Origin of the sequence: Streptomyces sp. KL2 (genome assembly GCF_046529545.1) — a bacterium.
Classification (GTDB): domain Bacteria; phylum Actinomycetota; class Actinomycetes; order Streptomycetales; family Streptomycetaceae; genus Streptomyces; species Streptomyces radiopugnans.
This window is the reverse complement of record NZ_CP127170.1, coordinates 2,220,112-2,240,964: the sequence shown is the minus strand read 5'-3', so window position 1 is coordinate 2,240,964 and position 20,853 is coordinate 2,220,112. Positions and strand designations below refer to the sequence as shown.

The window sequence follows — 20,853 nt, the reverse complement described above, 5'->3', positions numbered from 1 at the left end:
TCCGCCCCCTTCCGCCTCCTTTCCCCGAACCGATACGCACCACCGGAGGTCCCCGTGTCCCGACCGCAGGACGAAGCAGCACAGCAGCCGTCCGGCCCGCCGCGGCCGTACGACTACGACGTGATCGTGGTCGGTTCCGGTTTCGGCGGTTCGGTGGCCGCGCTGCGGCTGACCGAGAAGGGCTACCGGGTCGGGGTGCTGGAGGCGGGGCGGCGCTTCACCCGCCGGACGCTGCCGAAGAACTCCTGGGACCTGCGGAACTACCTGTGGGCCCCGGCGCTGGGCCTGTACGGCATCCAGCGCATCCACCTGATGGACAAGGTGATGATCCTGGCCGGCGCGGGGGTGGGCGGCGGTTCGCTGAACTACGCCAACACCCTCTACGTGCCGCCGCCGGCCTTCTTCACCGACCGCCAGTGGGGCCGCATCACCGACTGGCAGGAGGAGCTGAAGCCGTACTACGACCAGGCGAAGCGGATGCTGGGAGTGCGGCTGAACCCCACGGTGACGCCGTCGGACGTCCATCTGAGGGCCGCGGCCGAGAAGATGGGCGTGGGCGACACCTTCCACCTGGCGCCGGTGGGCGTCTTCTTCGGCGACGGCGAGGACGCGCGGGGTGAGGTGACGGCCGCCCCGGGCGCGGAGGCGCCCGACCCCTACTTCGGCGGCGCGGGTCCTTCCCGCCGGGCGTGCACCGAGTGCGGCGAGTGCATGACCGGCTGCCGGCACGGGGCCAAGAACTCCCTCACCGAGAACTACCTGTACCTCGCCGAGAAGGCGGGCGCGGTCATCCACCCGATGACCACCGTCACCGAGGTGGCCGAGGACGGCACCGGGGGCTTCACCGTGACCACGGTGCGCACCGGGAAGCGCCGGGGGAGGCGCACGGTGCTGCGTGCCGGGAAGGTGGTGATCGCCGCCGGCACCTACGGCACCCAGACGCTGCTGCACCGGATGCGCGACGAGGGCGTCCTGCCGCGCATCTCCCCGAGGCTGGGCGAGCTGACCCGCACCAACTCCGAGGCCCTGGTCGGCGCGATGACCTCTCCGCGCCGCTACCGGAAGAAGCACGGGCCGGACGCGGAGCCGGACTTCACCAGGGGGGTGGCCATCACCTCCTCCATCCACCCGAACGACAACACCCACATCGAGCCGGTGCGCTACGGCAAGGGCTCCAACGCCATGGGCGCCCTCTCCGTCCTCCAGGTGCCGTACGGCCGCGCGCCGAGGCTGCTGGCCTTCCTCGCGCACTGCCTGCGCCACCCCGTGCAGGCCGCGCGGACGCTGTCCAACTACCGGTGGTCGGAGCGGACGATCATCGGTCTGGTGATGCAGTCCCTGGACAACTCCCTGACCACCTACCGCAAGCCCAAGGGGCTGGGCAAGGGCCTGCTGACGGCGAAGCAGGGCCACGGCGCGCCCAACCCGGACCACATCCCCGAGGGCGCCGAGGCCGCGCGGCTCGTCGCCGAGGAGATCAACGGCTTCCCGGGCACGAACGTCGGCGAGCTGATGGGCACTCCGCTGACCGCGCACTTCCTGGGCGGCTGCCCGATCGGCGCCTCGCCCGAGGAGGGCGTCATCGACCCCTACCACCGGCTCTACGGCCACCCGGGCATCTCGGTCGTGGACGGCTCGGCCGTCTCCGCCAACCTCGGCGTCAACCCGTCGCTGACCATCACCGCCCAGGCGGAGCGGGCGATGTCCCTGTGGCCCAACAAGGGCGAGGCCGACCCCCGCCCCGAGCAGGGCGCCGACTACGTACGGGTGCCCGTGGTGCCTCCCCGGGCCCCGGCGGTGCCCGAGGAGGCGTTCGCGGCGCTGAGGCTGCCGGTGCTGCCGGTCCCGGCCGTTCCGCCGAGGCGGACGGCGCCGGAGGCGGAGACGGCGGGCGCGGCGGAGGTCACCGGGGCGGCCGAGGCCTGAGCGACCACGCGAGAGGGGGAGCGGCCGGGCCGCTCCCCCTCTCGGCGCGTGTGGCGCGCCCGCACGTTCAGACGATCACGCCGTTCGCGGCGTTCACACCGTCACAGCCGTCACGCGGCGGCGGAGGTGTCCACCCCGGCGCCGTTGCGGCGGCGCACGACGTACATCGCACCGGCGCCCAGCGCCACGGCCGCGGCGCCCGCGAGACCGAACATCGGCAGCGCGGAGGACGAACCGGTCTCGGCGAGCTGGCCGGCGGTGTCGACCTTGGTGACCTTGTCCGAGCTGATCGGCTTCGTGCCGCCGGTCTGCGGCTTGGGCTTGGACTCGCCGGGCTTGGGAGCGGCCGCGCCCTTCCCCAGGACCTCGAAGAAGTAGACCCAGCCGTTGTCGTCGTCGGAGACCCAGCAGCCGCGCTCGTCGGAGTACTCGCCGGCGCCGATGGCGATGCCCAGGGAGTCGGGCACACCGCCGTCGATCTTCATGCGCAGCTTGAGGGTGCGCGTCTCCCCGGCGTTCAGCGTGACCGGCTCGAAGTAGCCGCCCGCGCCGAGCTCGTCGGCCACGACCTGCCAGGTGCCGGTCTCGGCCTTGTGGACCTCGAGGGTGAAGCCGGCGGAGTAGTCGTTGTTCTCGTCACCGGAGAAGACGGTGATGTACGGCGCGACGTCCTTGATGGCGCCCTTGCCGCTGTTGTGCATCCGGAACTCGAAGTTCTTCCAGCCGGTGCCCGCCACGACGGTGTCGGGGAGACCGGCCAGGGAGGTCTTGAGGTCCTCGCTGATGTCGTAGATCTCCTCGCCGTCCTCGTCGACGGCGCACTGGAAGGGAGCCTCGTCCTCGTCCTTGCCCTCGTCGTCGCCGGGGGCGGGGGTCTCGGTCTCCTTCTCCTCGGTCTCGTCCGGGGCGGGGGTCTCGGTCTCCTTCTCCTCGGTCTCGTCCGGGGCGGGGGCTTCGGCCTCCTTCTCCTCGGTCTCGTCCGGGGCGGGGGTCTCGGTCTCCTTCTCGGTCTCCTCCAGGACCGGGGTCCCGGTCTCCCCGCTGTCGGTCTCCTCCGGGGCGGGGGTCTCGGTGTTCTCCACGGAGGTGGTCTCGTGGTCGTCGGCGTACGCGGCGGGCGCCGCGATCAGCGCGACGGGGGCGATGACGGCCGTGGCGGCGGCGGCCGCAAGGGCACGGCGAAGCTTCATGGGTACCTCATCTGCTTTGAGGCGAAAGGGAGAGTAAGGGGCCTTCGCGCAGACGGCGCGTCGGGCTGGCAGCAGAGTACGGGCGGAGCGGGGTTTTCCGCGGAGGTGTTTCCGGGCCCGTGACCGGCGCCGCATCCGGACCGGCGCGGCATAAGGGGCGGAAGCGAGCAGTTGCCCACTCTCACCCAGGTTTCGGTGTGCCGTATATCACAAGAGGGCGTGTTGTTTGTGTGACCAATCCGCAACGGAAGGCCGTACAACCCTTCCGAACCCTCATTGGTCCGGGGTGTTCCCGCAGGTGGAAGCGGTGAAGGCGGAACCGCGGAGCGGTCGGTCCCCGGCGTCCCGGGAACCGACCGCTTGGTCGTGACCGGACCGCTGTCCCCTGCCGTCCGGCCACTGCACCGGAGCGAGGTCCCACGACGCCCGGTCCTCACCTCCCGAGGGAGGACGGCGTCTCATCGCTCCGATGCGCTCCCCACGCCTCCGGGCGCCCGGCCGGCTCTGGGGTCGTCAGGTCCAACGACCGTGCCCCGCGGCAGTAATGCGCCGTACGGGTGGTCGTCCCGGTGACGCGGAAGGGAGGCGCGGGAGGGGAAGCCGGCGGCGCGCGGGCCCGGCGGGCTCAGACGCGTCCGCGGCACAGCTCCAGCAGGGTCATGGCCAGGGAGGTGCCCGGCCGGCCCAGCCGCTCGCGGTAGCGGGTGAGGATCTCCATCTCGCGCGAGAGGTTCACCCGGCGTCCGCCCGCGCCGATCCGGGCCTGCTGGATGCGGGCGGAGACCTCCATGCGCTCTCGCACCAGACGGATGATCCGGCGGTCCAGTTCGTCGATCCGCTCGCGGTCCTCCGCGATCCGCTCATCGGCTCCGGCTCCGGCTCCGGTGGCGGCGGGGGTGGGGGTGGTGGTGGCCATGGCCGTACGTCCCTCCTGGGGTCGTCGCGCCCAGTGCCGGTCGCGCCCGGGGACACGGCAGGCGCCCCGGGCCTTGACCGGCCCGGGGCGCCTGGGAAGTCGCTCGTCAGTCGTTCACGCAGCGCGCGGGATCCCATGGCGGCCGGCCGGGCCGGTGCCATAGGTAAACCAGAAGCTCTGCGCGAACATGCGGTCCAGTATGCACTCGGAGGCGGAACGGGGTGGGCGGATGGCCGGATGGTGAGACGGCCGATCGGGTGCACCCCCCCGGTAGACTGGGCTTTCCCAGCCCAGATCCACGCCGAAAGGCAGCCAGCCCCGTGGCATCAGAGCCCACCGAGCCCACCGCGCCCGCCGAGTCCACGGCCGCTCCCGACGCACCGGACACCGTCCTCGTCGTCGACTTCGGCGCGCAGTACGCCCAGCTCATCGCCCGCCGCGTACGCGAGGCCCGGGTCTACAGCGAAGTCGTCCCCTCCACCATGCCGGTGGAGGAGATGCTCGCCAGGGACCCGAAGGCGATCATCCTCTCCGGCGGCCCCTCGTCCGTCTACGCCGAGGACGCGCCCGGCATCGACCGCGCGCTGTTCGAGGCCGGGGTGCCCGTCTTCGGCATGTGCTACGGCTTCCAGCTGATGGCCCAGACGCTGGGCGGCACCGTCGACAACACCGGCCGCCGCGAGTACGGCGGCACGGCCCTGACCGTCACCCGGCCCGGCTCCACCCTCTTCGAGGGCACCCCCGTCGAGCAGTCGGTGTGGATGTCGCACGGCGACGCCTGCTCGGCCGCCCCCGAGGGCTTCGCCGTCACCGCCTCCACCGACGGCGTCCCCGTGGCGGCCTTCGAGGACGACGAGCGCAGGCTCTACGGCGTGCAGTACCACCCCGAGGTGATGCACTCCACGTACGGCCAGCAGGTGCTGGAGCACTTCCTGTACCGGGGCGCGGGCCTGAGGCCGACCTGGACGGCGGCAGGCGTCGTCGAGGAGCAGGTCGCGGCCATCCGCGCCCAGGTCGGCACCAAGCGCGCCATCTGCGGACTGTCCGGCGGAGTGGACTCGGCGGTGGCCGCCGCCCTGGTCAACAAGGCCATCGGCGAGCGTCTGACCTGCGTGTACGTGGACCACGGGCTGATGCGCAAGGGTGAGTCCGAGCAGGTCGAGAAGGACTTCGTGGCCGCCACCGGCGTCCAGCTCAAGGTGGTGGACGCCGAGAAGCGCTTCCTGGACGCGCTGGCGGGCGTCTCCGATCCGGAGGAGAAGCGCAAGATCATCGGCCGGGAGTTCATCCGCGTCTTCGAACAGGCCGCGAGCGAGATCGTCGCCGAGGCCGGCTCCGGCGAGGAGGCCGTGGAGTTCCTGGTGCAGGGCACCCTCTACCCGGACGTGGTGGAGTCCGGCGGCGGCACCGGCACCGCCAACATCAAGTCCCACCACAACGTCGGCGGACTGCCCGAGGACCTCCAGTTCCAGCTCGTGGAGCCGCTGCGCAAGCTGTTCAAGGACGAGGTCCGGATGGTCGGCCAGGAACTGGGCCTGCCCGAGGAGATCGTCCACCGCCAGCCGTTCCCCGGTCCCGGCCTGGGCATCCGCATCGTCGGCGAGGTGACGAAGGAGCGCCTGGACCTGCTGCGCGAGGCCGATGCCATCGCCCGCGAGGAGCTGACGGCGGCCGGGCTGGACCGCGACATCTGGCAGTGCCCGGTGGTGCTGCTCGCCGATGTCCGCTCCGTCGGCGTCCAGGGCGACGGCCGCACCTACGGCCACCCGATCGTGCTGCGTCCGGTCTCCTCGGAGGACGCGATGACGGCCGACTGGACGCGTCTGCCCTACGAGACGCTGGCCCGCATCTCGACCCGCATCACCAACGAGGTCGCCGAGGTCAACCGCGTGGTGCTGGACGTCACCAGCAAGCCGCCGGGGACCATCGAGTGGGAGTGACGCCCCCCGCGCCCTCCTGAACGTCAACGCCCGCGCCGCCGCTCACCCCTTCGAGCGGCGGCGCGGGCGTTCCCGGGTCGATACGCTGGGGCGAGGCCGAGAATCCCGTGCATGGGAGGAACCATGACCGCCGAGCCGCTGCCCACCTCTTCGTGGCCCGTGCCGCCGCCGGACGGCTACACCGCGGACGATCTCGACCGTATCCCGGACCTCCCGCCCCACACGGAGTTGATCGACGGGAGCCTGGTCTTCGTGAGCCCGCAGAAGTACTTCCACTCGATGGCAGTGGACCTGCTGGTGATGAGCCTGCGGCAGCAGGTTCCGGACGAGCTGCGGGCCTGCCGGGAGATGAGCGTCGTACTGAACGGACGGAACCGGCCGGAGCCGGACGTCATGATCATCCGGGCTGAGGCGGTCACCGAGGAGGCCGAGGAGACCGGCTTCCGGGCCGAGGACGTCGTACTCGCCGCGGAGGTCGTCTCGCCGGACTCGGAGGAGCGGGACCGCAAGCGCAAGCCGCAGCTCTACGCGGAGGCGGGCATCCCGCACTTCTGGCGGATCGAGAAGGGGACGGGACGCCGCCCGGTCGTCTACGTCTTCGAGCTGGAGCCCGCGACGCGCGGCTACGTGCCCACCGGCATCCACCACGACCGGCTGAAGCTCACCGTCCCCTTCGGCATCGACATCGACCTCACCGCGATCGACCGGCTGTAGCCCGGCCGGTCAGCCGACCCTGGTCATCACCGAGTCGTAGCCACCGCCGCCGGGGTAGACCCAGGCGCCGGTCAGGACGTCGCCCGCGGCGTCGAAGGTGCCCCGGAAGTACGCGGGGGAGCCCTTCTCGCCGGCCCAGATGGTCAGGGTGTCGCCGTCGAGTTCGTAGACGTAGTCGAAGGTGTTGCCCTGGCCGTCGTAGAAGCGGGAGCGGATGTCCTCGCCCGGCTCCTCGGCGCCGAAGGGCTTCTCCCGGCCGATCACCTCCAGCCCGGTGACGCGCTGCCCGTACTGCTCCAGTTCGACCTCCTGGAGGAGGAAGAACCCGCCCTCCATCCAGCGGTAGACGACGGTGCCCTCCGCACCGCCGGTCACCCGCCAGGAGCCGGTCAGCCGGTCCAGTCCCCTGATCCCCTCGTCGGGCCGGGGGGCCGGGGCGCCGCCGGTGCTCTCCGTGTGCTCAGTCATGCCCGTTCCCTTCCTCCGGTGCGTCCCGGAGCTTCCGCGCTTCCGTGGGGCCGCCCGTATGACCGGAGGGGCGGGAAAAAGTAATCGGCCGGTCGGAGCGCTGCGCGTGCGCCGCACCGCGGGTTCCGCCCCGGCGGCGGTAAACGAAGCCCTCCCGTCAACGCCCGCGCCGCCGCTCACCCCTTCGGGCGGCGGCACGGGAGTTTGCGGCAAGTCGTACCGGAGGGGTGATCACCATGGCGGCATGGACGATGTGGCGACCGCAAACGGAGTCGACGACGAGCCGTTCCCCGAGTGGCTGCGGCCCCCGCACCGGGGCTTCGCCGTCGACGACCTCTTCCGCCTGACCGACCTCCCGTCCCACACCCAGCTCGTCGACGGCGCCCTGGTCTTCCGCGCCCGGCAGAGCGCGTACCACTCGCTGGCCAACTCCCTGCTGGTGGAGGGCTTGCGCCGTACCTGCCCGGCACATCTGCGGGTGCGGCGGGAGATGATCGTGGTGCTCGGCCCCGGGCAGGCGCCCGAGCCGGACGTGTCCGTGCTCCGCGCCGAGGCCGTACAGGGACTGGAGGCCAACCGCTACGATGCCAGGGACGTCGTGCTGGCCGTGGAGACCGTCGCCCCCGACTCGGCGATCCGCGACCGCGAACGCAAACCCCAGCTCTACGCGCGGGCGGGCATCCCGCACTTCTGGCTGGTGGAGGAGGGTACGGGCCGCCGCCCGGTGGTCCACGTCCACCGGCTCGACCCGGGGGCGGGGGCGTACGTCCTCACCGGCGTCCACGAGGGGCGGCTGACGCTCTCCGAGCCGTTCGGCATCGACATCGACCTCACCGCGATCGACCGGATGTGATCCGCGTACGGCCTGGTCGCGGGCTGTCCCGGGGCCGTTGTCAGTGGCCGCCGCTAGCTTCTCCCCCGACACGAGATCAGCCCGAGCGGTTCCGGAGGGAAGCAGCCATGCGCAGGTTCAAGCTCCAGGTCCAGGTGAGCGTCGACGGCTGCATGGCCGGGCCGAACGGCGAGATGGACTGGATGACGTTCCCCTGGACCGACGACATCAACACCTACATCGACGCACTCACCAAGCCGGTCGACCACATCGTGCTGGGCCGCCGCCTCGCCGAGGGGTTCATCCCGGCGTGGGCCGCCGGGCCCGAGGGCGAGTCCGAGGAGACCATCGCCTGGATGAACGACACGCCCAAGACCGTGATCTCCGACTCCCTGACCGAGTCGCCCTGGGAGAACGCCACGGTCGCCGGCGGCGATCTCGCCGAGGCCGTCAACCGGCTGAAGGCGCAGCCGGGCGGGGACATCATCACCTACGGGGGCGGCACCCTCGTGCGGAACCTGATCGCCCGGGGCCTGCTCGACGAACTCCACCTTTTCGTCAACCCCGTCGCGCTCGGCGCCGGGATGCCCGTCTTCCCCGACACCGGCGCGCACCGGCGGCTCCGCCTCGTCACCGCCCGGCCGTTCGACTGCGGGATCACCGCGCTGCACTACGAGCCGGAGCGGTCCTGACCCCGGCGGGGGCGGAGTGCCGCCGGGGTCGCCGCAGAGGACGAGGGCCGTACGGCGGCCACCGCGGTCGCACTGGTCACACCGGGAACGGGCGCGGAGCCCGGCGGAGAGTCCGCCTCCCGGTCACGACCACGCGCCGGCAGCCGCGGCCCGGGATGCGTAGGCGCCGAAGTCGGACGGTTCCCGTCCGAGCACCCGCTGCACCCCGTCGCCGGGCTCGGCGAGGTGTCCGGCGCGCATCATGGCGAACATCGCGTCGAGTTCCCCGACGGCCTCCTCCGGCACGCCCTCGGCCAGGAGTCCGGCCCGGTACTCCCGCGGCGTGAGCTCCTCGTAGCGGATGGCCCGGCCCGCGGCCTCGGCGATCGTCTCCACGGCCGCGCCGAAGGTGAGGGCACGCGGGCCCGAGAGGTCGTACACCCGGCCGTGGTGGCCCTCCGAGGTCAGCAGCACCGCGGCGACGTCGGCGATGTCCTGGGCGTCGACGAACGGCTCCGGCACGGAGCCGATCGGCAGGGCCAGCCGCCCGGCCCGCAGCGGGGCGTGCCACAGGTCCTCGTCGAAGTTCTGGCTGAAGTTGTTCGGGCGGATGACCGTCCACTCCGCGCCGGAGTCGCGTACGGCCCGCTCGGCGGCGGCCATGCCCCGGAAGACGCCCGCGGGGACCTGGTCGATTCCGCGCCCGGACAGCACCACGAAGCGTCGGACACCCGCTTCGACCGCCTGCCCGACGAAGGGCCGGACCGGTGCCGGGTCTCCGGGAGCCACCAGATAGACGGCCGCCGCCCCGTCCAGGGCGGTGGCCCAGGTCTCCCGGTCGAACCAGTCGAACCGCACCTCGCCGGAGCGGGAGGCGGCCCGCACGGGGCGGTCCGCCGCCCGCAGTATGCTCACCAGGCGGCGCCCGGTCTTGCCCGTCGATCCCAGGACCAGGATCGCGTCCGTGTGTGTCGTCATAACCGCCAGTCAACCGGCGCGGCAGTGGAGGGGACATGGCCCGTCGTACGCGGACCATGTCCGATCGTCCGGCGCGCTACCGTGAACCGCATGGATCCGTTCGACGACCTGTTACGGGGTGTCCGCGCGGACGGCGCCGACTTCCGACGGGTGGAGCTGTCGCCGCCGTGGGCGCTGCGGTTCACCGGCGGGGCGCCTCTGACCCTGTGCGCGCCGTTGCGGGGCGAGGTCTGGGTCTCCGGCACCGGGACCGGGGCGGAGGCGGGGGAAGGCCGCGGGGAACCACGGCGGGTGCGGGCCGGTGACGCCGCGGTCGTGCGCGGGCCGGAACCGTTCGTCCTCACCGACCGGCCCTCGCCGCCCGGGACGGCGGCGGCCGGAACGGCGGTGGACGCGGAGCCGCCCGGCCGCACGGTGCTTGTGACCGGGACGTACCGCGCGCGGGGCGCGATGGTGCAGCGGCTGCTCGGAGTGCTGCCGCCCGTGCTGGTGGTGCCCGGCGGCGAGGAGTGCCTCGCCCTTCTGGAAGCGCTGGAGGCGCAGGTCGCAGCGGCCTGCCCGCCGGGCCGGCGGGTCGTGCAGGACCGGCTGCTGGACTGGCTGCTGGTGTGCACGCTGCGGGGCTGGTTCGACCGGCCGGAGACCATGCCCGACGGCTGGTTCCGGGCGCTGGGCGACGAGGTCGCCGGTCCGGCGCTGCGGGTGATGCACGCCGCACCGGACCGGCCCTGGACGCTCGCCGCCCTGGCCGCCGAAGCGGGGGTGTCGCGCACGACGCTGGTCGGCCGGTTCACCAGGCTGGTGGGCGAGCCGCCGCTGACGTACCTGACGGACCGGCGGATGTCCCTGGCCGCCGACCTGCTGACCGCGGAGCCCACCGCGACGGTCGCCGCGGTGGCACGCCGGGTCGGCTACGCGGACGCGTTCGGCTTCAGCGCCGCCTTCAAACGGTTCCACGGGGCGAGCCCCAGCGAGTACCGCAGGGCCTGCCGCCCGGGCGCCGACCGTGCCGGCGCCGAGTGCTCACCGTGCTCACCGGCGTAGCCGGCGAGGGCGGTGCCGTGCCGCGGCGGTTTCCGGGCCGGATCGCGGGCCCGGGGGACCTCACACCAGGCGGCGGGCCGTGGCCCAGCGGGTGAGTTCGTGGCGGTTGGAGAGCTGGAGCTTGCGCAGCACCGCCGAGACATGGCTCTCGACGGTCTTGACCGAGATGAACAGCTGCTTGGCGATCTCCTTGTAGGCGTAGCCGCGCGCGATCAGGCGCAGCACCTCGCGCTCGCGCTGGGTGAGGCGGTCCATGTCCTCGTCCACCGGCGGGGCGTCGGTGGAGGCGAAGGCGTCCAGGACGAAGCCCGCCAGGCGCGGGGAGAACACCGCGTCGCCCTCGGCGACCCGGAAGACGGCCCTGACCAGGTCCGCGCCGGTGATCGTCTTGGTGACGTAGCCGCGGGCGCCGCCGCGGATGACGCCGATGACGTCCTCGGCCGCGTCCGAGACCGACAGGGCCAGGAAGCGCACCGGGCGCTCGGGGTCGGCCATCAGCGCCGCGCTGCGGCGCAGCACCTCCACCCCGCCGCCGCCGGGCAGGTGGACGTCGAGCAGGACGACGTCGGGACGGGTCGCGGTGATGACGGTGACGGCCTGGTCCACGTCGGCGGCCTCGCCGACGACCTCGACCCCGGTCTCGGCGGTGTTCCCGATCTCCGCCTGGACGCCCGTGCGGAACATCCGGTGGTCGTCCACCAGGACCACCCGGGCCCGGCGCTGCTCCCGGTGCTGCTCCTCGTTCATGTTTCCGCCCTCTCCATCTCCAGCTCCACCACCGTGCCGCCCTCGGGGGCGGAACGCAGCACCGCCGTACCGCCGTTGCGCCGCATCCGGCCGATGATCGACTCCCGTACGCCCATCCGGTCCGGCGGCACCGAGTCCAGGTCGAAGCCGGGGCCGTGGTCGCGCACGGAGACGAAGACCGTACGCCCCTCGACCTCCGCGAAGACCTGCACCGGGCCGCCCTCGCCACCGTACTTGGCGGCGTTGACCATCGCCTCCCTGGCGGCCTGGAGCTGCGCGCCCAGCCTCTCGTCCAGCGGGCAGTCGCCGACGCAGACCACCTCCACCGGCACCCCGTGGTGGTCCTCCACCTCGGCGGCGGCCGCCCGCACCGCGTCGGCCAGGGTGTCCGGCTCCTCCTCCTCGTCCCTGCCCGTGCCGGTCGGCTTGTAGAGCCAGGCCCGCAGCTCGCGCTCCTGGGCGCGGGCGAGGCGGGCCACCTCGCGGGGGTTGTCCGCGTTGCGCTGGATCAGGGTGAGGGTGTGCAGGACGGAGTCGTGGACGTGGGCGGCCACCTCGGCCCGCTCCTGCGCCCGGATGCGCATCAGCCGCTCCTGGGACAGGTCCTGGGTGAGGCGGATCAGATACGGGCCGGCCAGCAGCGCCGTGCCGACCAGCAGTGCCAGAGACGCCTGGAGCACAGTGCCCAGATGCGGGCCCAGACCCCGGGTGACGGCGAAGCCGGTGATGCCCACACCGACCAGGAGGGCGCCGGCCGCGCTGCGGGCGATGGGCAGCAGCCGCCTGCGGCGGCTGACCTCCGCCCAGTGGGCCCGCCGGGAGTTGTCCGCCTGCCGCCAGACGACGGCCACGCCGATCCCGGCCAGCAGCAGCGGCCAGACGTAGGCGTTCGCCGCGCCGAACTGGAGGTTGGAGCCCAGGGCTCCCAGCGCCACGACCAGCGCCAGCACCGCCAGGAGCTGGCCCTTGTCGGGCCTGCGGACGTGCCGGGGCCCGTCCGCCCTCCTCGGCGCGGCCTCGACGCCGCCCGCGCCCAGCGGCACGAAGAACCAGAAGGCGGCGTACAGCAGGGCGCCCAGGCCGTTGGTCATGAACAGCACGAGGAAGACGATCCGCACCCAGGAGACCGGAACGCCCAGGTGTCCGGCCAGGCCGCGTGTGACACCGCCGAGCAGCCGTCCCTCGGAGCTGCGGTAGAGCCTGCGCAGCGGCGGGGACTCGGCAGCGGGAGGCGGGGCGGTGGTGGTCATGCCACGATCGTCACACGGGTGTGCGGCGCGGGGCATCAGGGTCGGTCCCTGATCCGGCCCGGAGAACTCAGGGTCGCCTCCGGGACGCCCCCTGATGTCCGGGAGCGGGCGGCACGCCACCATGGTCCCCATGAAGGACGCCCAGCCGCCCGCCGGCGAGCCCCAGACGGACGCGCCGGAGAATCCGGAGGCCGGAGCGCGGCTCACCCGCAGCCGCCGGCACAAGGTCGTCGCCGGGGTGTGCGGCGGCCTGGGCCGCCACTACGAACTCGATCCGGTGATCTTCCGCGTGCCGCTGGCCGTGCTGTCGGTCGTCGGCGGTCTCGGCCTGCTCTTCTACGGCTTCGCCTGGCTGCTCGTCCCGCTGGAGGGCGAGGACGAGAACGAGGGGCGGCGGCTGCTGTCGGGCCGGGTGGAGGGCACCACGCTGAGCGCGGTGCTGTGCGCGCTCGTCGGCAGCGGGCTGTTCCTGAACTCGCTGGGCGGCGGCGGCGACGGCGGGACGCAGACGTTCTCCGTGCTGCTGGCCGGATCCGTCGCGGGCGCGGCCTACTGGTCCCGGCACCGGCGCCGCGCCGCGGCCGCGGAGGAGCAGGGGAGCCCGGCCGATCCGGTGACGGCGCACGCCGTCGCCGACGCGCCCCCCGAGGCGCAGGCCCCGCCCGCACCGGCCGGGCCGTCGTGGTGGCGCGAGCCGCTGACGAAGGACGGGCCGCCGCAGACGCCGCGGGACACCGGGTACCTGTGGGGGCCGGAGGACGAGCCGTCCGTCGGCCCGGACGCGGGCGCGCCTCCGTACGCGAAGGAGGCGCCGGGCGGGAGCGGGGACGGTGGCGGCCCGGAGCGGTCCGGTACGCCGCGCGGGCGCAGACCGATCGGCGGCCCGGTCTTCCTGCTCGCGCTGGCCGCCGCGGTGATCGGCGCCGCCGCCGTCTGGCACACGCAGCCGCTGGGCGTGGCGCTCTCCGTGGGCCTCGGCTCGGCGCTGGGCGTCTTCGTCCTGGGCGCGCTGGTCAGCGTCTTCTACGGGCGGATCGGCGGGGGGACGTTCTTCGCGATCATGTGCACCGGCCTGCTGCTGGCGGGTTCGATGCTGCTGCCGAGGGACATCACCACCGACTGGGCCGACCGGGCGTGGAGCCCGGTGAGCGCCGCCGCGGTCGAGGAGCGGTACGAGCTGGGCACCGGTTCGGCCCTGCTCGACCTGTCGGAAGCGAGTCCGGGCGAGGGGCGGACGCTGAGCACGGTGCTGGACCTGGGCGCGGGCGAGGCGCGGATCACGGTCCCCCACGACGTCGAGGTGGAGCTGACCGTCGACGTGGGCGTCGGCGGCTACCGGCTCGCCGGACTGCCCGGGGCCGGCGGCTGGGGGAGCGCGCAGGGCGGCGGGATCGGAATCGCCGAGCGGCGCACACTGCCCCCGGCCGAGGACGGCCGCCCGGGGGGCACGCTGCGGCTGACCGTCCGCGTCGGGGTGGGCGAGGTCGTGATCGTGCAGCACCGGCCGGACGGGGCGGCCGGGGAGGGGGACGGCTCCAAGGGGCCGGAGGAGCCGGAGGAGCCGGAGGAGCCGGGGAAGGGGACGGTGCAGGAGCCGACCGGGAGCGCGGGCGGCGAGGCGGCGCGCGCCCGGCCGCCGGCCGGCCGTCAGCCGGACGGGCTCCGGAACGAACCCCGGACCGTGTACTCGCCGTCCGCCGCCGCGGCGGTCGCGGTGTAGCCGTCGCCCGCCGCCTCCCGCGCACCGGCCGCATGGTCGTACTGGGCGGCGAAGACGTGCCGCCCGGCGGGGACGGTCCGGCCCTCCTTCAGCGCCCAGCGGTAGACCAGCGCGCCGCCGGCCTCGCGGGCGGTGACGGTGAAGTCGGCCTCGGGCAGGGTCCGCCAGCTCCCGGTGTGCCGTACGCCGCCGGTCTGGGCGATCCGCACCTCCAGCACGAGCGAGGTGAGGGGCTCGCGGGTGGTGAGTGTGACGTTGCTCTGCGCCCAGTAGGCGTTGCTGTGGGGGTCGACGGCGCCCTCGGAGCGCAGGGGCCCGCTGCTCGGCGCGTCCGGGACCCGTCCGGCGGGGGAGGACTGCGCGGCGTCCGGGTCCGGCGGCGCCGGGAGCGGGGCGGTGGCCACCTCCCGCGCCGGGCCGTCCTCGCGGACCAGGGAGGTGAGGGTGTGGGCGCCGGCCAGGAGCGCCGCGGTCGAGGCCACGGCGACGAGGGCGACCCGGGGCCGCGACATGCCGCGCACCCGGACGCGGAGGCGGCCGGGACCGCCGTCCGGCCCGGCGGAGACGGCGTGGCTCACCCGCGCGTACATGCGCGCCCGGTCCGGCCGGTAGGAGCCGGCCTCTTCCCGCAGCAGTTCGTGCAGGGGGTCCATCGATTCAGTGCTCTCTTCCCACCAGCTCGCCGGCGGTCCGTGTGCCCAGCAGCCGGCGCAGTTCCGCCATGCCCTTGGAGGTCTGGCTCTTGACGGTACCCACCGACACCCCGAGGGCGAGCGCGGTCTCCTTCTCGGAGAGGTCGAGGGCGTGACGGAGCACCACGCAGGCGCGTTTGCCGAAGGACAGCCTCGCCAGGGCCGTCCGCACGTCCACGACGGCCGCCACGTCCGGATCGTCCACCCGCTCGGAGCGGTGGAGGCGGAACAGGGCGATGCGGCGCCGCTCGCGCACCGCGCTGCGGATGCGGGAGCGGGCCTTGTTGGCGACGACGCCGCGGGCGTAGGCGACCGGGTGGTCGGCGCGGCGTACGCGGTCCCAGCGGTGCCAGAGTTCGACCAGCGCGTCGGCCGCCAGGTCCTCGGCCGTGTCCGGCTCGCCCGTCAGCATGTAGGCGAGGCGGGCGAGTTCGGCGTGGTGGTGCTCGAAGAAGTCATGGAACTCGGCCGACGCGTCGTCCAGGACCATGGCGAGCCTCCGTTTGGTGTGCTCATGCCCGACGTGGGGCGCTGAGCATAGTAACCGCTTGCGAAACCTTGTTGCGTAAGTCCGCGGGTCCTTGTCGCACCGGTGCGGGGAATTCCCCTTCGGGCGGCAACCTCCCGGGCCCCGGCGGCGACAGGAGGCTGAAAGCAGACCCCCACGAGAGTCGGAAACCCCCTATGAACCAGAGAACCCATCAACGCGGCGGCCACCGCAGGCGGTTCACCCGCCGCCGTACCGTCGCGGCCCTGACCGCCGCCGTGGCGACGGGAGCGGCGGTCGCCACCGGCGCCGTGCTGACCTCGCCGGCGGGCGCCGCCGCCACCTGGCCGACCGCCAAGGGCACCCAGGCGGTCTCCTCCACCATCGAGGTGTCGGGCACCCTCGACGGCGGCATGAAGCGCTACCACGGCAGCGGCGAGCTCGGCGGCGACGGCCAGGACGAGGGCCAGGACCCGGTCTTCAAGCTGAAGGACGGGGCCGTCCTGAAGAACGTGATCCTCGGAGCCCCCGCCGCCGACGGCGTGCACTGCACGGGCAGCTGCACCCTGCAGAACGTGTGGTGGGAGGACGTCGGCGAGGACGCCGCCACCTTCAAGGGCACCTCGTCCTCGGCGAAGTACACCGTCACCGGCGGCGGCGCCCGCAAGGCCTCGGACAAGGTCTTCCAGTTCAACGGCGCGGGCACGCTGACGGTGAGGAACTTCGACGTGGCCGACTTCGGCAAGCTGGTGCGCGCCTGCGGCAACTGCAAGAAGCAGTACACCCGGCACGTCGTCGTCGACGGTGTGACGGTCACCGCGCCCGGCAAGTCCCTGGTCGGCATCAACAGCAACTACGGGGACACCGCCACCCTGCGGAACGTCACGATCACCGGCGACCCCAAGAAGAAGATCACGCCGTGCGAGCGCTACCAGGGCAACAGCAGCGGCAAGGAGCCCTCCAGGATCGGCAGCGGCCCGGACGGCAGGCACTGCCTCTACTCGGCCTCCGACATCACCTACGAGTGAGCCGCCGCTGAACAGCCGCTGAAGCGGCCCCCTCCGCCCGTCCGCGTCCGCCGGTTCCCCTCCCGGCGGGCGCGGATGCGGTTTCCGGTCCGGTCCGGCCCGGTTCAGTCCAGGACGTCGATGGAGTAGCGGTTGGTCTCCACACCCGCCGCGGTGATCACCTGCACCTCGACCCGGCCGGGCTCGACATCCACCGGCACGGGGACGGTCAGCACGGTGTCGGCCGGGTTGGCGAAGCCCCCGGCCACCGGGACCAGCGGCACGTGGACGTGGACGGTGCCGATGCGCACCGTCGTCCGGGCCAGCAGGTCCGGCGCCTCCGCGCCGGGCGGCACGAAGCCCGAGCCGCGGATCTCGATGTCGTCGCCGGTGCGGATGGGCGCGTCCAGGTCGCCCACCTCGCGGGAGCGGACGACGGACAGGATGACGGGCCGGCCGCCCTCGGAGTACTTCCCGGCCAGGTACGTCAGCGCCGAGATCGCCACCAGCAGCGCCAGGCCCCAGGGCAGGTCCGGCAGTTCGCCGGGCCGGCGGGCCAGCCGTACCGCCGCGAAGACCGCCGCCACCGAGCACACCGCCACGTACTGCACGTCCGTGAAGGAGCCGCGCCCGCTGTCGTCGGTGAGCAGGTCGGCGGCGCGCGGCCGGTCGGCGCGCACCTTCTGCAGCCGCTGCGCCCGCACCCGCAGCACGACGGTCCGCCGCACGGTGACGGCGACCGCGCAGCACAGGGCGAGGACGGTCAGCAGCCCGGCGCCGCGCCCCAGGTCCAGTCCGGCGAGCAGCCGGGCACGCGCGTCCGCGCCGGGCGCGAGGGCCAGTCCGGCGGCGACGGCCAGCACGGAGTACGAGGCCAGCAGCACCCAGACGGCGGCGACCGTACGCGAGGTGGACAGCCGTCCGTCCTCGCCGGTCACCGGCGCCAGCACCCCGCCGCGCGCCCGGTGCAGCCGGGCGGCGGCGGTCAGCGCGGCCGCGCACACCAGCGCGGCGGCCAGTGCGGCGGTGCGTCCGGCCGTCCAGCCCGCGCCGAGCACCGCCGTGGCGGCCTGGGCGGCCAGCAGCAGCGCGACCGCGCCCCAGACGGCGGCGGCGGTGTGCCGCCACAGCCTGCCCAGCCGGAAACCGGCCTCGGCGCGGGTGCGCTCGGCGACGGTGCGGGCCGCCTGGGTCAGCTCGTCGGAGACCCACTGGCGGGACGCGCCGGGCGAGTGGGCGAGGGCGGCGGGCACTCCGCCGCCCGCCGCGAGTTCGTCGCGCCGCCGCCGGAACTCGGCGAGCGCGCGGCGGCGGCCCTCCCGCACCCCGTGCGGGCAGTCCGTACAGGCGCAGCCGCCGCCGTGCCCGGCCGGCGGAGCGCCGCCCGCCGCGCCGGACGGTCTCGCCGTCCCTCCCGGGGGCGCGCCCGCCGTACCGCCGCCCCGCGCCGTGTCCACGGCCACTGTCGACCCACCTCTCCCCGGCTCTCCCCGAGCCGCCGACTCTCCGGCAACGGGAGGGAATTGTGCCCTACGGGGAGGGGGCCGGGGCGGTGTTCGGGGCATGTTCCCCGGCCCGTCCCCGGCCCGTCCTCCCGGGCGCGGGAGCCGGTTCGCGGCAGTGGCGCGGAGGGGGACGCCTCCAGGGGCGCCGTGCGTTCACCACCCGGACGAGTGAGCCGCCCCGGCGGGCGGTGCGCCCCCGAGGGTGAAGGGGCCGTTCAGTCCTCCTCGGCCGGTTCGTCGGCCGGTTCGTCGCGTGCGGTCAGCGCGGCCGCCCACAGCGGCAGCAGCCAGTGCGCGACCAGCAGGACGAGCACGGTCCCGGCCAGGGTCCGGACGGATACCGCCTCCTCGCCGCCGAACGCCAGGAGCAGCCACAGCAGCGCGGCCAGGTGCAGGACGAGGGAGGTCCGGTGGGCCAGGACGAAGGCCCGCCCGCGCTCTGCGCGCTGGCGCTCGTCCAGCATCCGGGCGCGCAGCTCCATCAGGCCGTGGGTGGCGAGGTTGAGCGCCCCGGTGACGACGCACCACGCCGCCGTCAGCAGGAGGAGGGCGGCGAGCGCGGCCCAGCGCGGGCCGGTGTCCGCCGAAGGGGCCGCCACCGGCGCCAGGACGGCGAGTACGGCGGCGGTCAGGGCGACGTGCGCGGCGACGAGGCCGCGCCGGCGCGCACGGGTGGCGTGGAGGCGCCGGTGGCGCGGGTCGTTCATCAACCGCAGCATGCGCCGGTCGTGGCGCGTGGTGGTCCTCATACCGGTTTCCTCCCGTAGACCTCGTCGGTGAGCGGGCGGAAGGGCTCCAGGGAGAACAGCGCCTCGACGGGCAGCCCGAAGAAGGCGGCGATCCGCAGAGCCAGGTCGAGACTCGGGTTGTAGTCGCCGCGTTCGATGTAGCCGATGGTCTGGTAGTGGGCGCCGACCGCTTCCGCCAGGCGTCGGCGGGAGACCTTCCGCTCCGCCCGCACCATGGCCAGCCTGTTGTGCACCTGCTCGCTCATGTATAAGAAGTACTACATATTTGAGTGCACCGGCAACAAGGCGGCGAGGGAGGGAGGCTGCGGGAACCGGACGGAGGGGCGGAAGAGCGCCCTGGCCGGCGGGGGTGGGGAGGCCCCCGGATACGCTCGCGTGCCATGGAGGCACTCACCCACTTCTTCGTCGGCCTGCACATAGTCGGCATCGGCGCCCTGCTCGGCGGCTTCATGACACAGATGAAGGCCATGGGCGCCGGCGAGGCCCGCATCGTCCCCGCGATGCTGCACGGAGCCCTCACCATGCTGGTGACGGGCGTGGCCCTGGTGGGCCTGAACGAGGCGGACGGCCAGACCGTCAACCACATCAAGATCGGTGTGAAGCTCGCCCTGCTGGTGGTGATCCTCGGCCTGGTCTACGTCAAGCGGGACGAGGAGCGGCTGCCCGCGCCGCTGTTCGGCACCATCGGCCTGCTCACCGTCGCCAACATCTTCATCGCCGTCATGTGGACGTAGGCGGCTGTGCCGACGGCCGACGGCGGGCGGCGGCCGTCGGGCGGGCGGCGGTGCGGAGGCACGGCCGCCCGCCGTCCCGTCTCAGGCCGGCCGGACCGCGCTGTGGAAGGGCATGTGGTCGACGGACTCGTAGCGCACCTCGGCGCCCGGCTTCGGCGCGTGGATCATCTGGCCGCCGCCCGCGTAGACGCCGACGTGGCTGATGTCGTCGTAGAAGAAGACCAGATCTCCGGGCCGCATGTCGGCCTTGGCGATCCGGGCGCCCGCGTTCACCTGGTCGTAGGTGGTGCGCGGCAGTGAGACGCCCGCGCTGAGCCAGGCGGCCCGGGTCAGCCCCGAGCAGTCGTAGGAGTTGGGGCCGGTGGCGCCCCAGACGTACGGCTTGCCGAGCTGGGCCTCGGCGAAGGCGAGCACCTTCTGTGCCTTCGCGGCGTACGAGTCGTCCGCGGCGCCGCCGGTTCCGGTGTCCGTGCCGCCCGTGCCCGTGCTGCCGCCGCCGGTGTCCGTGCCGCTGTCCGCCGGCGTCTCGTCCCGCTTCTCGCGCTCGGCGGCCGCCTCGGCCTCGGCCTGCCGCCTCTCGCGCTCGGCAGCGGCGGCGGCGGCCTTGCGGCGGGCCTCCTCCTGCCGCCTGCGCTCCTGAGCGGCCAGGCGCGCCTTCTCCTCGGCGGTCAGCTCCGACAGCAGCTTCCGGGCCTGCGCCAGCTTGCCCTGGACGGTCTTCCTGCTGTCCGCCAGCTCCTTCTGGGCGTCGGTGAGTTCGGCCAGGCTCGCCGACGCCTCCGAGCGCTTCTTCCGAGCCGCGCGCTGCTCGTCCCGGTAGTCGTCGACGGCCTGCCGCTGGCGGTCGGTGATCCGGTCCATCAGGTGCTTGCGGCCGAAGAAGTCCTGGGGGTCGTCGGACAGGAGCAGCACCGCGGTGTCGGAGACCCCTCCGCTGCGGTACTGCGCGGTGGCGTAGCCGCCCAGCTTCCGGCGGGCGTCGTTGAGCCTGTCCGCGCGCTCGGCGGCCTCGTCGAGGAGCCGGTCGACCTCCTCGCGCTGCTCGTCCGCCTTCTCCTTGGCCGCGTTGTACTTCTGCGTCGCGCTGCCCGCCTCCCGGTACAGCGCGTCCACCCGCTTGCGGACCTCCTCGATCGAGGGCCTGCCGTCCTCGGGCGCGGCCTGGGCGGGACCTTGGGAGAGAAGGGTCGCGGAGGCGATGGCCGCGGTGGTGAGTCCGACCGCTCCGCGACGGGAGGCGGGGGACAGCAGGGGGGTGCGCGGTCTGCGGTGCGACGCCAAGG

21 protein-coding genes are annotated in these 20,853 nt (G+C 73.7%); 9 read left to right on the top strand and 12 right to left on the bottom strand.

Going from position 1 to position 20,853, the window contains the following annotated elements:
- Window positions 1-54 precede the first annotated feature (54 nt).
- Window positions 55-1,926 carry an FAD-dependent oxidoreductase gene (locus tag QPK52_RS09970; RefSeq protein WP_410537022.1) on the top strand — a complete coding sequence of 624 codons (1,872 nt, stop codon included), beginning with the start codon at window positions 55-57 and terminating at the stop codon, window positions 1,924-1,926.
- Window positions 1,927-2,036: 110 nt separating this feature from the next.
- On the opposite strand, the gene QPK52_RS09965 is transcribed toward QPK52_RS09970, so the two are convergent.
- Together QPK52_RS09965 and QPK52_RS09960 are read right to left on the bottom strand one after the other, a co-directional pair.
- Window positions 2,037-3,116: an LAETG motif-containing sortase-dependent surface protein gene (locus QPK52_RS09965; RefSeq protein ID WP_410537020.1), complete on the bottom strand. Its 1,080-nt coding sequence runs from the start codon at window positions 3,114-3,116 to the stop codon at window positions 2,037-2,039.
- Window positions 3,117-3,741: 625 nt separating this feature from the next.
- Window positions 3,742-4,032, bottom strand: coding sequence for a chorismate mutase (locus QPK52_RS09960; protein WP_093661462.1), 291 nt, complete (start codon window positions 4,030-4,032; stop codon window positions 3,742-3,744).
- Between the two features lie 320 nt (window positions 4,033-4,352).
- Here QPK52_RS09960 and guaA point away from each other — a divergent pair, with 320 nt between their 5' ends.
- Both guaA and QPK52_RS09950 read left to right on the top strand, forming a co-directional pair.
- Entirely contained in the window at window positions 4,353-5,972 is a 1,620-nt protein-coding gene (gene guaA / locus QPK52_RS09955; RefSeq protein ID WP_410537018.1) for a glutamine-hydrolyzing GMP synthase, read from the top strand.
- A 123-nt stretch (window positions 5,973-6,095) separates the two neighbouring features.
- Window positions 6,096-6,686 (top strand): Uma2 family endonuclease, encoded by a 591-nt coding sequence (locus QPK52_RS09950; RefSeq protein WP_410540273.1) that lies wholly within the window; start codon window positions 6,096-6,098, stop codon window positions 6,684-6,686.
- Window positions 6,687-6,695: 9 nt separating this feature from the next.
- On the opposite strand, the gene QPK52_RS09945 is transcribed toward QPK52_RS09950, so the two are convergent.
- Window positions 6,696-7,154 (bottom strand): hypothetical protein, encoded by a 459-nt coding sequence (locus QPK52_RS09945; RefSeq protein WP_410537017.1) that lies wholly within the window; start codon window positions 7,152-7,154, stop codon window positions 6,696-6,698.
- Between the two features lie 244 nt (window positions 7,155-7,398).
- Between QPK52_RS09945 and QPK52_RS09940 the strand changes: the two genes are divergently transcribed.
- Both QPK52_RS09940 and QPK52_RS09935 read left to right on the top strand, forming a co-directional pair.
- Complete coding sequence (locus QPK52_RS09940; RefSeq protein WP_410537015.1) at window positions 7,399-8,007, top strand: Uma2 family endonuclease; 609 nt, start codon at window positions 7,399-7,401, stop codon at window positions 8,005-8,007.
- A 107-nt stretch (window positions 8,008-8,114) separates the two neighbouring features.
- On the top strand, window positions 8,115-8,678 hold the full coding sequence (locus tag QPK52_RS09935; protein WP_410537013.1) for a dihydrofolate reductase family protein: 564 nt from the start codon (window positions 8,115-8,117) through the stop codon (window positions 8,676-8,678).
- A gap of 123 nt (window positions 8,679-8,801) precedes the next feature.
- Here the strand turns inward: QPK52_RS09935 and QPK52_RS09930 are convergent, their stop codons facing one another.
- Complete coding sequence (locus tag QPK52_RS09930) at window positions 8,802-9,635, bottom strand: NAD(P)H-binding protein (protein ID WP_410537011.1); 834 nt, start codon at window positions 9,633-9,635, stop codon at window positions 8,802-8,804.
- Window positions 9,636-9,725: 90 nt separating this feature from the next.
- Between QPK52_RS09930 and QPK52_RS09925 the strand changes: the two genes are divergently transcribed.
- Complete coding sequence (locus QPK52_RS09925; protein WP_410537009.1) at window positions 9,726-10,679, top strand: AraC family transcriptional regulator; 954 nt, start codon at window positions 9,726-9,728, stop codon at window positions 10,677-10,679.
- Window positions 10,680-10,739: 60 nt separating this feature from the next.
- Here QPK52_RS09925 and QPK52_RS09920 read toward each other — a convergent pair whose 3' ends face one another.
- Both QPK52_RS09920 and QPK52_RS09915 read right to left on the bottom strand, forming a co-directional pair.
- Window positions 10,740-11,426 (bottom strand): LuxR C-terminal-related transcriptional regulator, encoded by a 687-nt coding sequence (locus tag QPK52_RS09920; protein WP_410537007.1) that lies wholly within the window; start codon window positions 11,424-11,426, stop codon window positions 10,740-10,742.
- Window positions 11,423-12,676: a PspC domain-containing protein gene (locus QPK52_RS09915; protein ID WP_410537005.1), complete on the bottom strand. Its 1,254-nt coding sequence runs from the start codon at window positions 12,674-12,676 to the stop codon at window positions 11,423-11,425. Before QPK52_RS09915 ends, QPK52_RS09920 begins: the two co-directional genes overlap by 4 nt.
- Before the next feature lie 130 nt (window positions 12,677-12,806).
- On the opposite strand from QPK52_RS09915, the gene QPK52_RS09910 reads away from it, so the two are divergent.
- On the top strand, window positions 12,807-14,396 hold the full coding sequence (locus QPK52_RS09910; RefSeq protein ID WP_410537003.1) for a PspC domain-containing protein: 1,590 nt from the start codon (window positions 12,807-12,809) through the stop codon (window positions 14,394-14,396).
- Here the strand turns inward: QPK52_RS09910 and QPK52_RS09905 are convergent.
- Together QPK52_RS09905 and QPK52_RS09900 are read right to left on the bottom strand one after the other, a co-directional pair.
- Entirely contained in the window at window positions 14,324-15,049 is a 726-nt protein-coding gene (locus QPK52_RS09905; protein ID WP_410537001.1) for a hypothetical protein, read from the bottom strand. The two genes, QPK52_RS09910 and QPK52_RS09905, sit on opposite strands and share 73 nt — an antisense overlap.
- A 4-nt stretch (window positions 15,050-15,053) precedes the next feature.
- Complete coding sequence (locus QPK52_RS09900) at window positions 15,054-15,578, bottom strand: SigE family RNA polymerase sigma factor (RefSeq protein ID WP_410536999.1); 525 nt, start codon at window positions 15,576-15,578, stop codon at window positions 15,054-15,056.
- A gap of 194 nt (window positions 15,579-15,772) precedes the next feature.
- Here QPK52_RS09900 and QPK52_RS09895 point away from each other — a divergent pair, with 194 nt between their 5' ends.
- Window positions 15,773-16,603: a pectate lyase gene (locus tag QPK52_RS09895; protein ID WP_410536997.1), complete on the top strand. Its 831-nt coding sequence runs from the start codon at window positions 15,773-15,775 to the stop codon at window positions 16,601-16,603.
- 104 nt (window positions 16,604-16,707) lie between these two features.
- Here the strand turns inward: QPK52_RS09895 and QPK52_RS09890 are convergent, their stop codons facing one another.
- The 3 genes from QPK52_RS09890 to QPK52_RS09880 all read right to left on the bottom strand — a co-directional run bounded on the left by QPK52_RS09890 (window position 16,708) and on the right by QPK52_RS09880 (window position 19,081).
- A complete protein-coding gene (locus QPK52_RS09890; protein ID WP_410536995.1) occupies window positions 16,708-18,045 on the bottom strand; it encodes a hypothetical protein in 1,338 nt (445 codons plus the stop codon).
- Between the two features lie 257 nt (window positions 18,046-18,302).
- Window positions 18,303-18,836, bottom strand: a complete 534-nt coding sequence (locus QPK52_RS09885; protein ID WP_410536993.1) for a hypothetical protein — start codon at window positions 18,834-18,836, stop codon at window positions 18,303-18,305.
- Window positions 18,833-19,081 carry a helix-turn-helix transcriptional regulator gene (locus tag QPK52_RS09880; RefSeq protein ID WP_410536991.1) on the bottom strand — a complete coding sequence of 83 codons (249 nt, stop codon included), beginning with the start codon at window positions 19,079-19,081 and terminating at the stop codon, window positions 18,833-18,835. Before QPK52_RS09880 ends, QPK52_RS09885 begins: the two co-directional genes overlap by 4 nt.
- 135 nt (window positions 19,082-19,216) lie before the next feature.
- Here QPK52_RS09880 and QPK52_RS09875 point away from each other — a divergent pair, with 135 nt between their 5' ends.
- Window positions 19,217-19,570, top strand: coding sequence for a hypothetical protein (locus QPK52_RS09875; RefSeq protein ID WP_410536989.1), 354 nt, complete (start codon window positions 19,217-19,219; stop codon window positions 19,568-19,570).
- 81 nt (window positions 19,571-19,651) lie between these two features.
- Here QPK52_RS09875 and QPK52_RS09870 read toward each other — a convergent pair whose 3' ends face one another.
- Window positions 19,652-20,851 carry an NlpC/P60 family protein gene (locus QPK52_RS09870; protein WP_410536987.1) on the bottom strand — a complete coding sequence of 400 codons (1,200 nt, stop codon included), beginning with the start codon at window positions 20,849-20,851 and terminating at the stop codon, window positions 19,652-19,654.
- Window positions 20,852-20,853 lie beyond the last annotated feature (2 nt).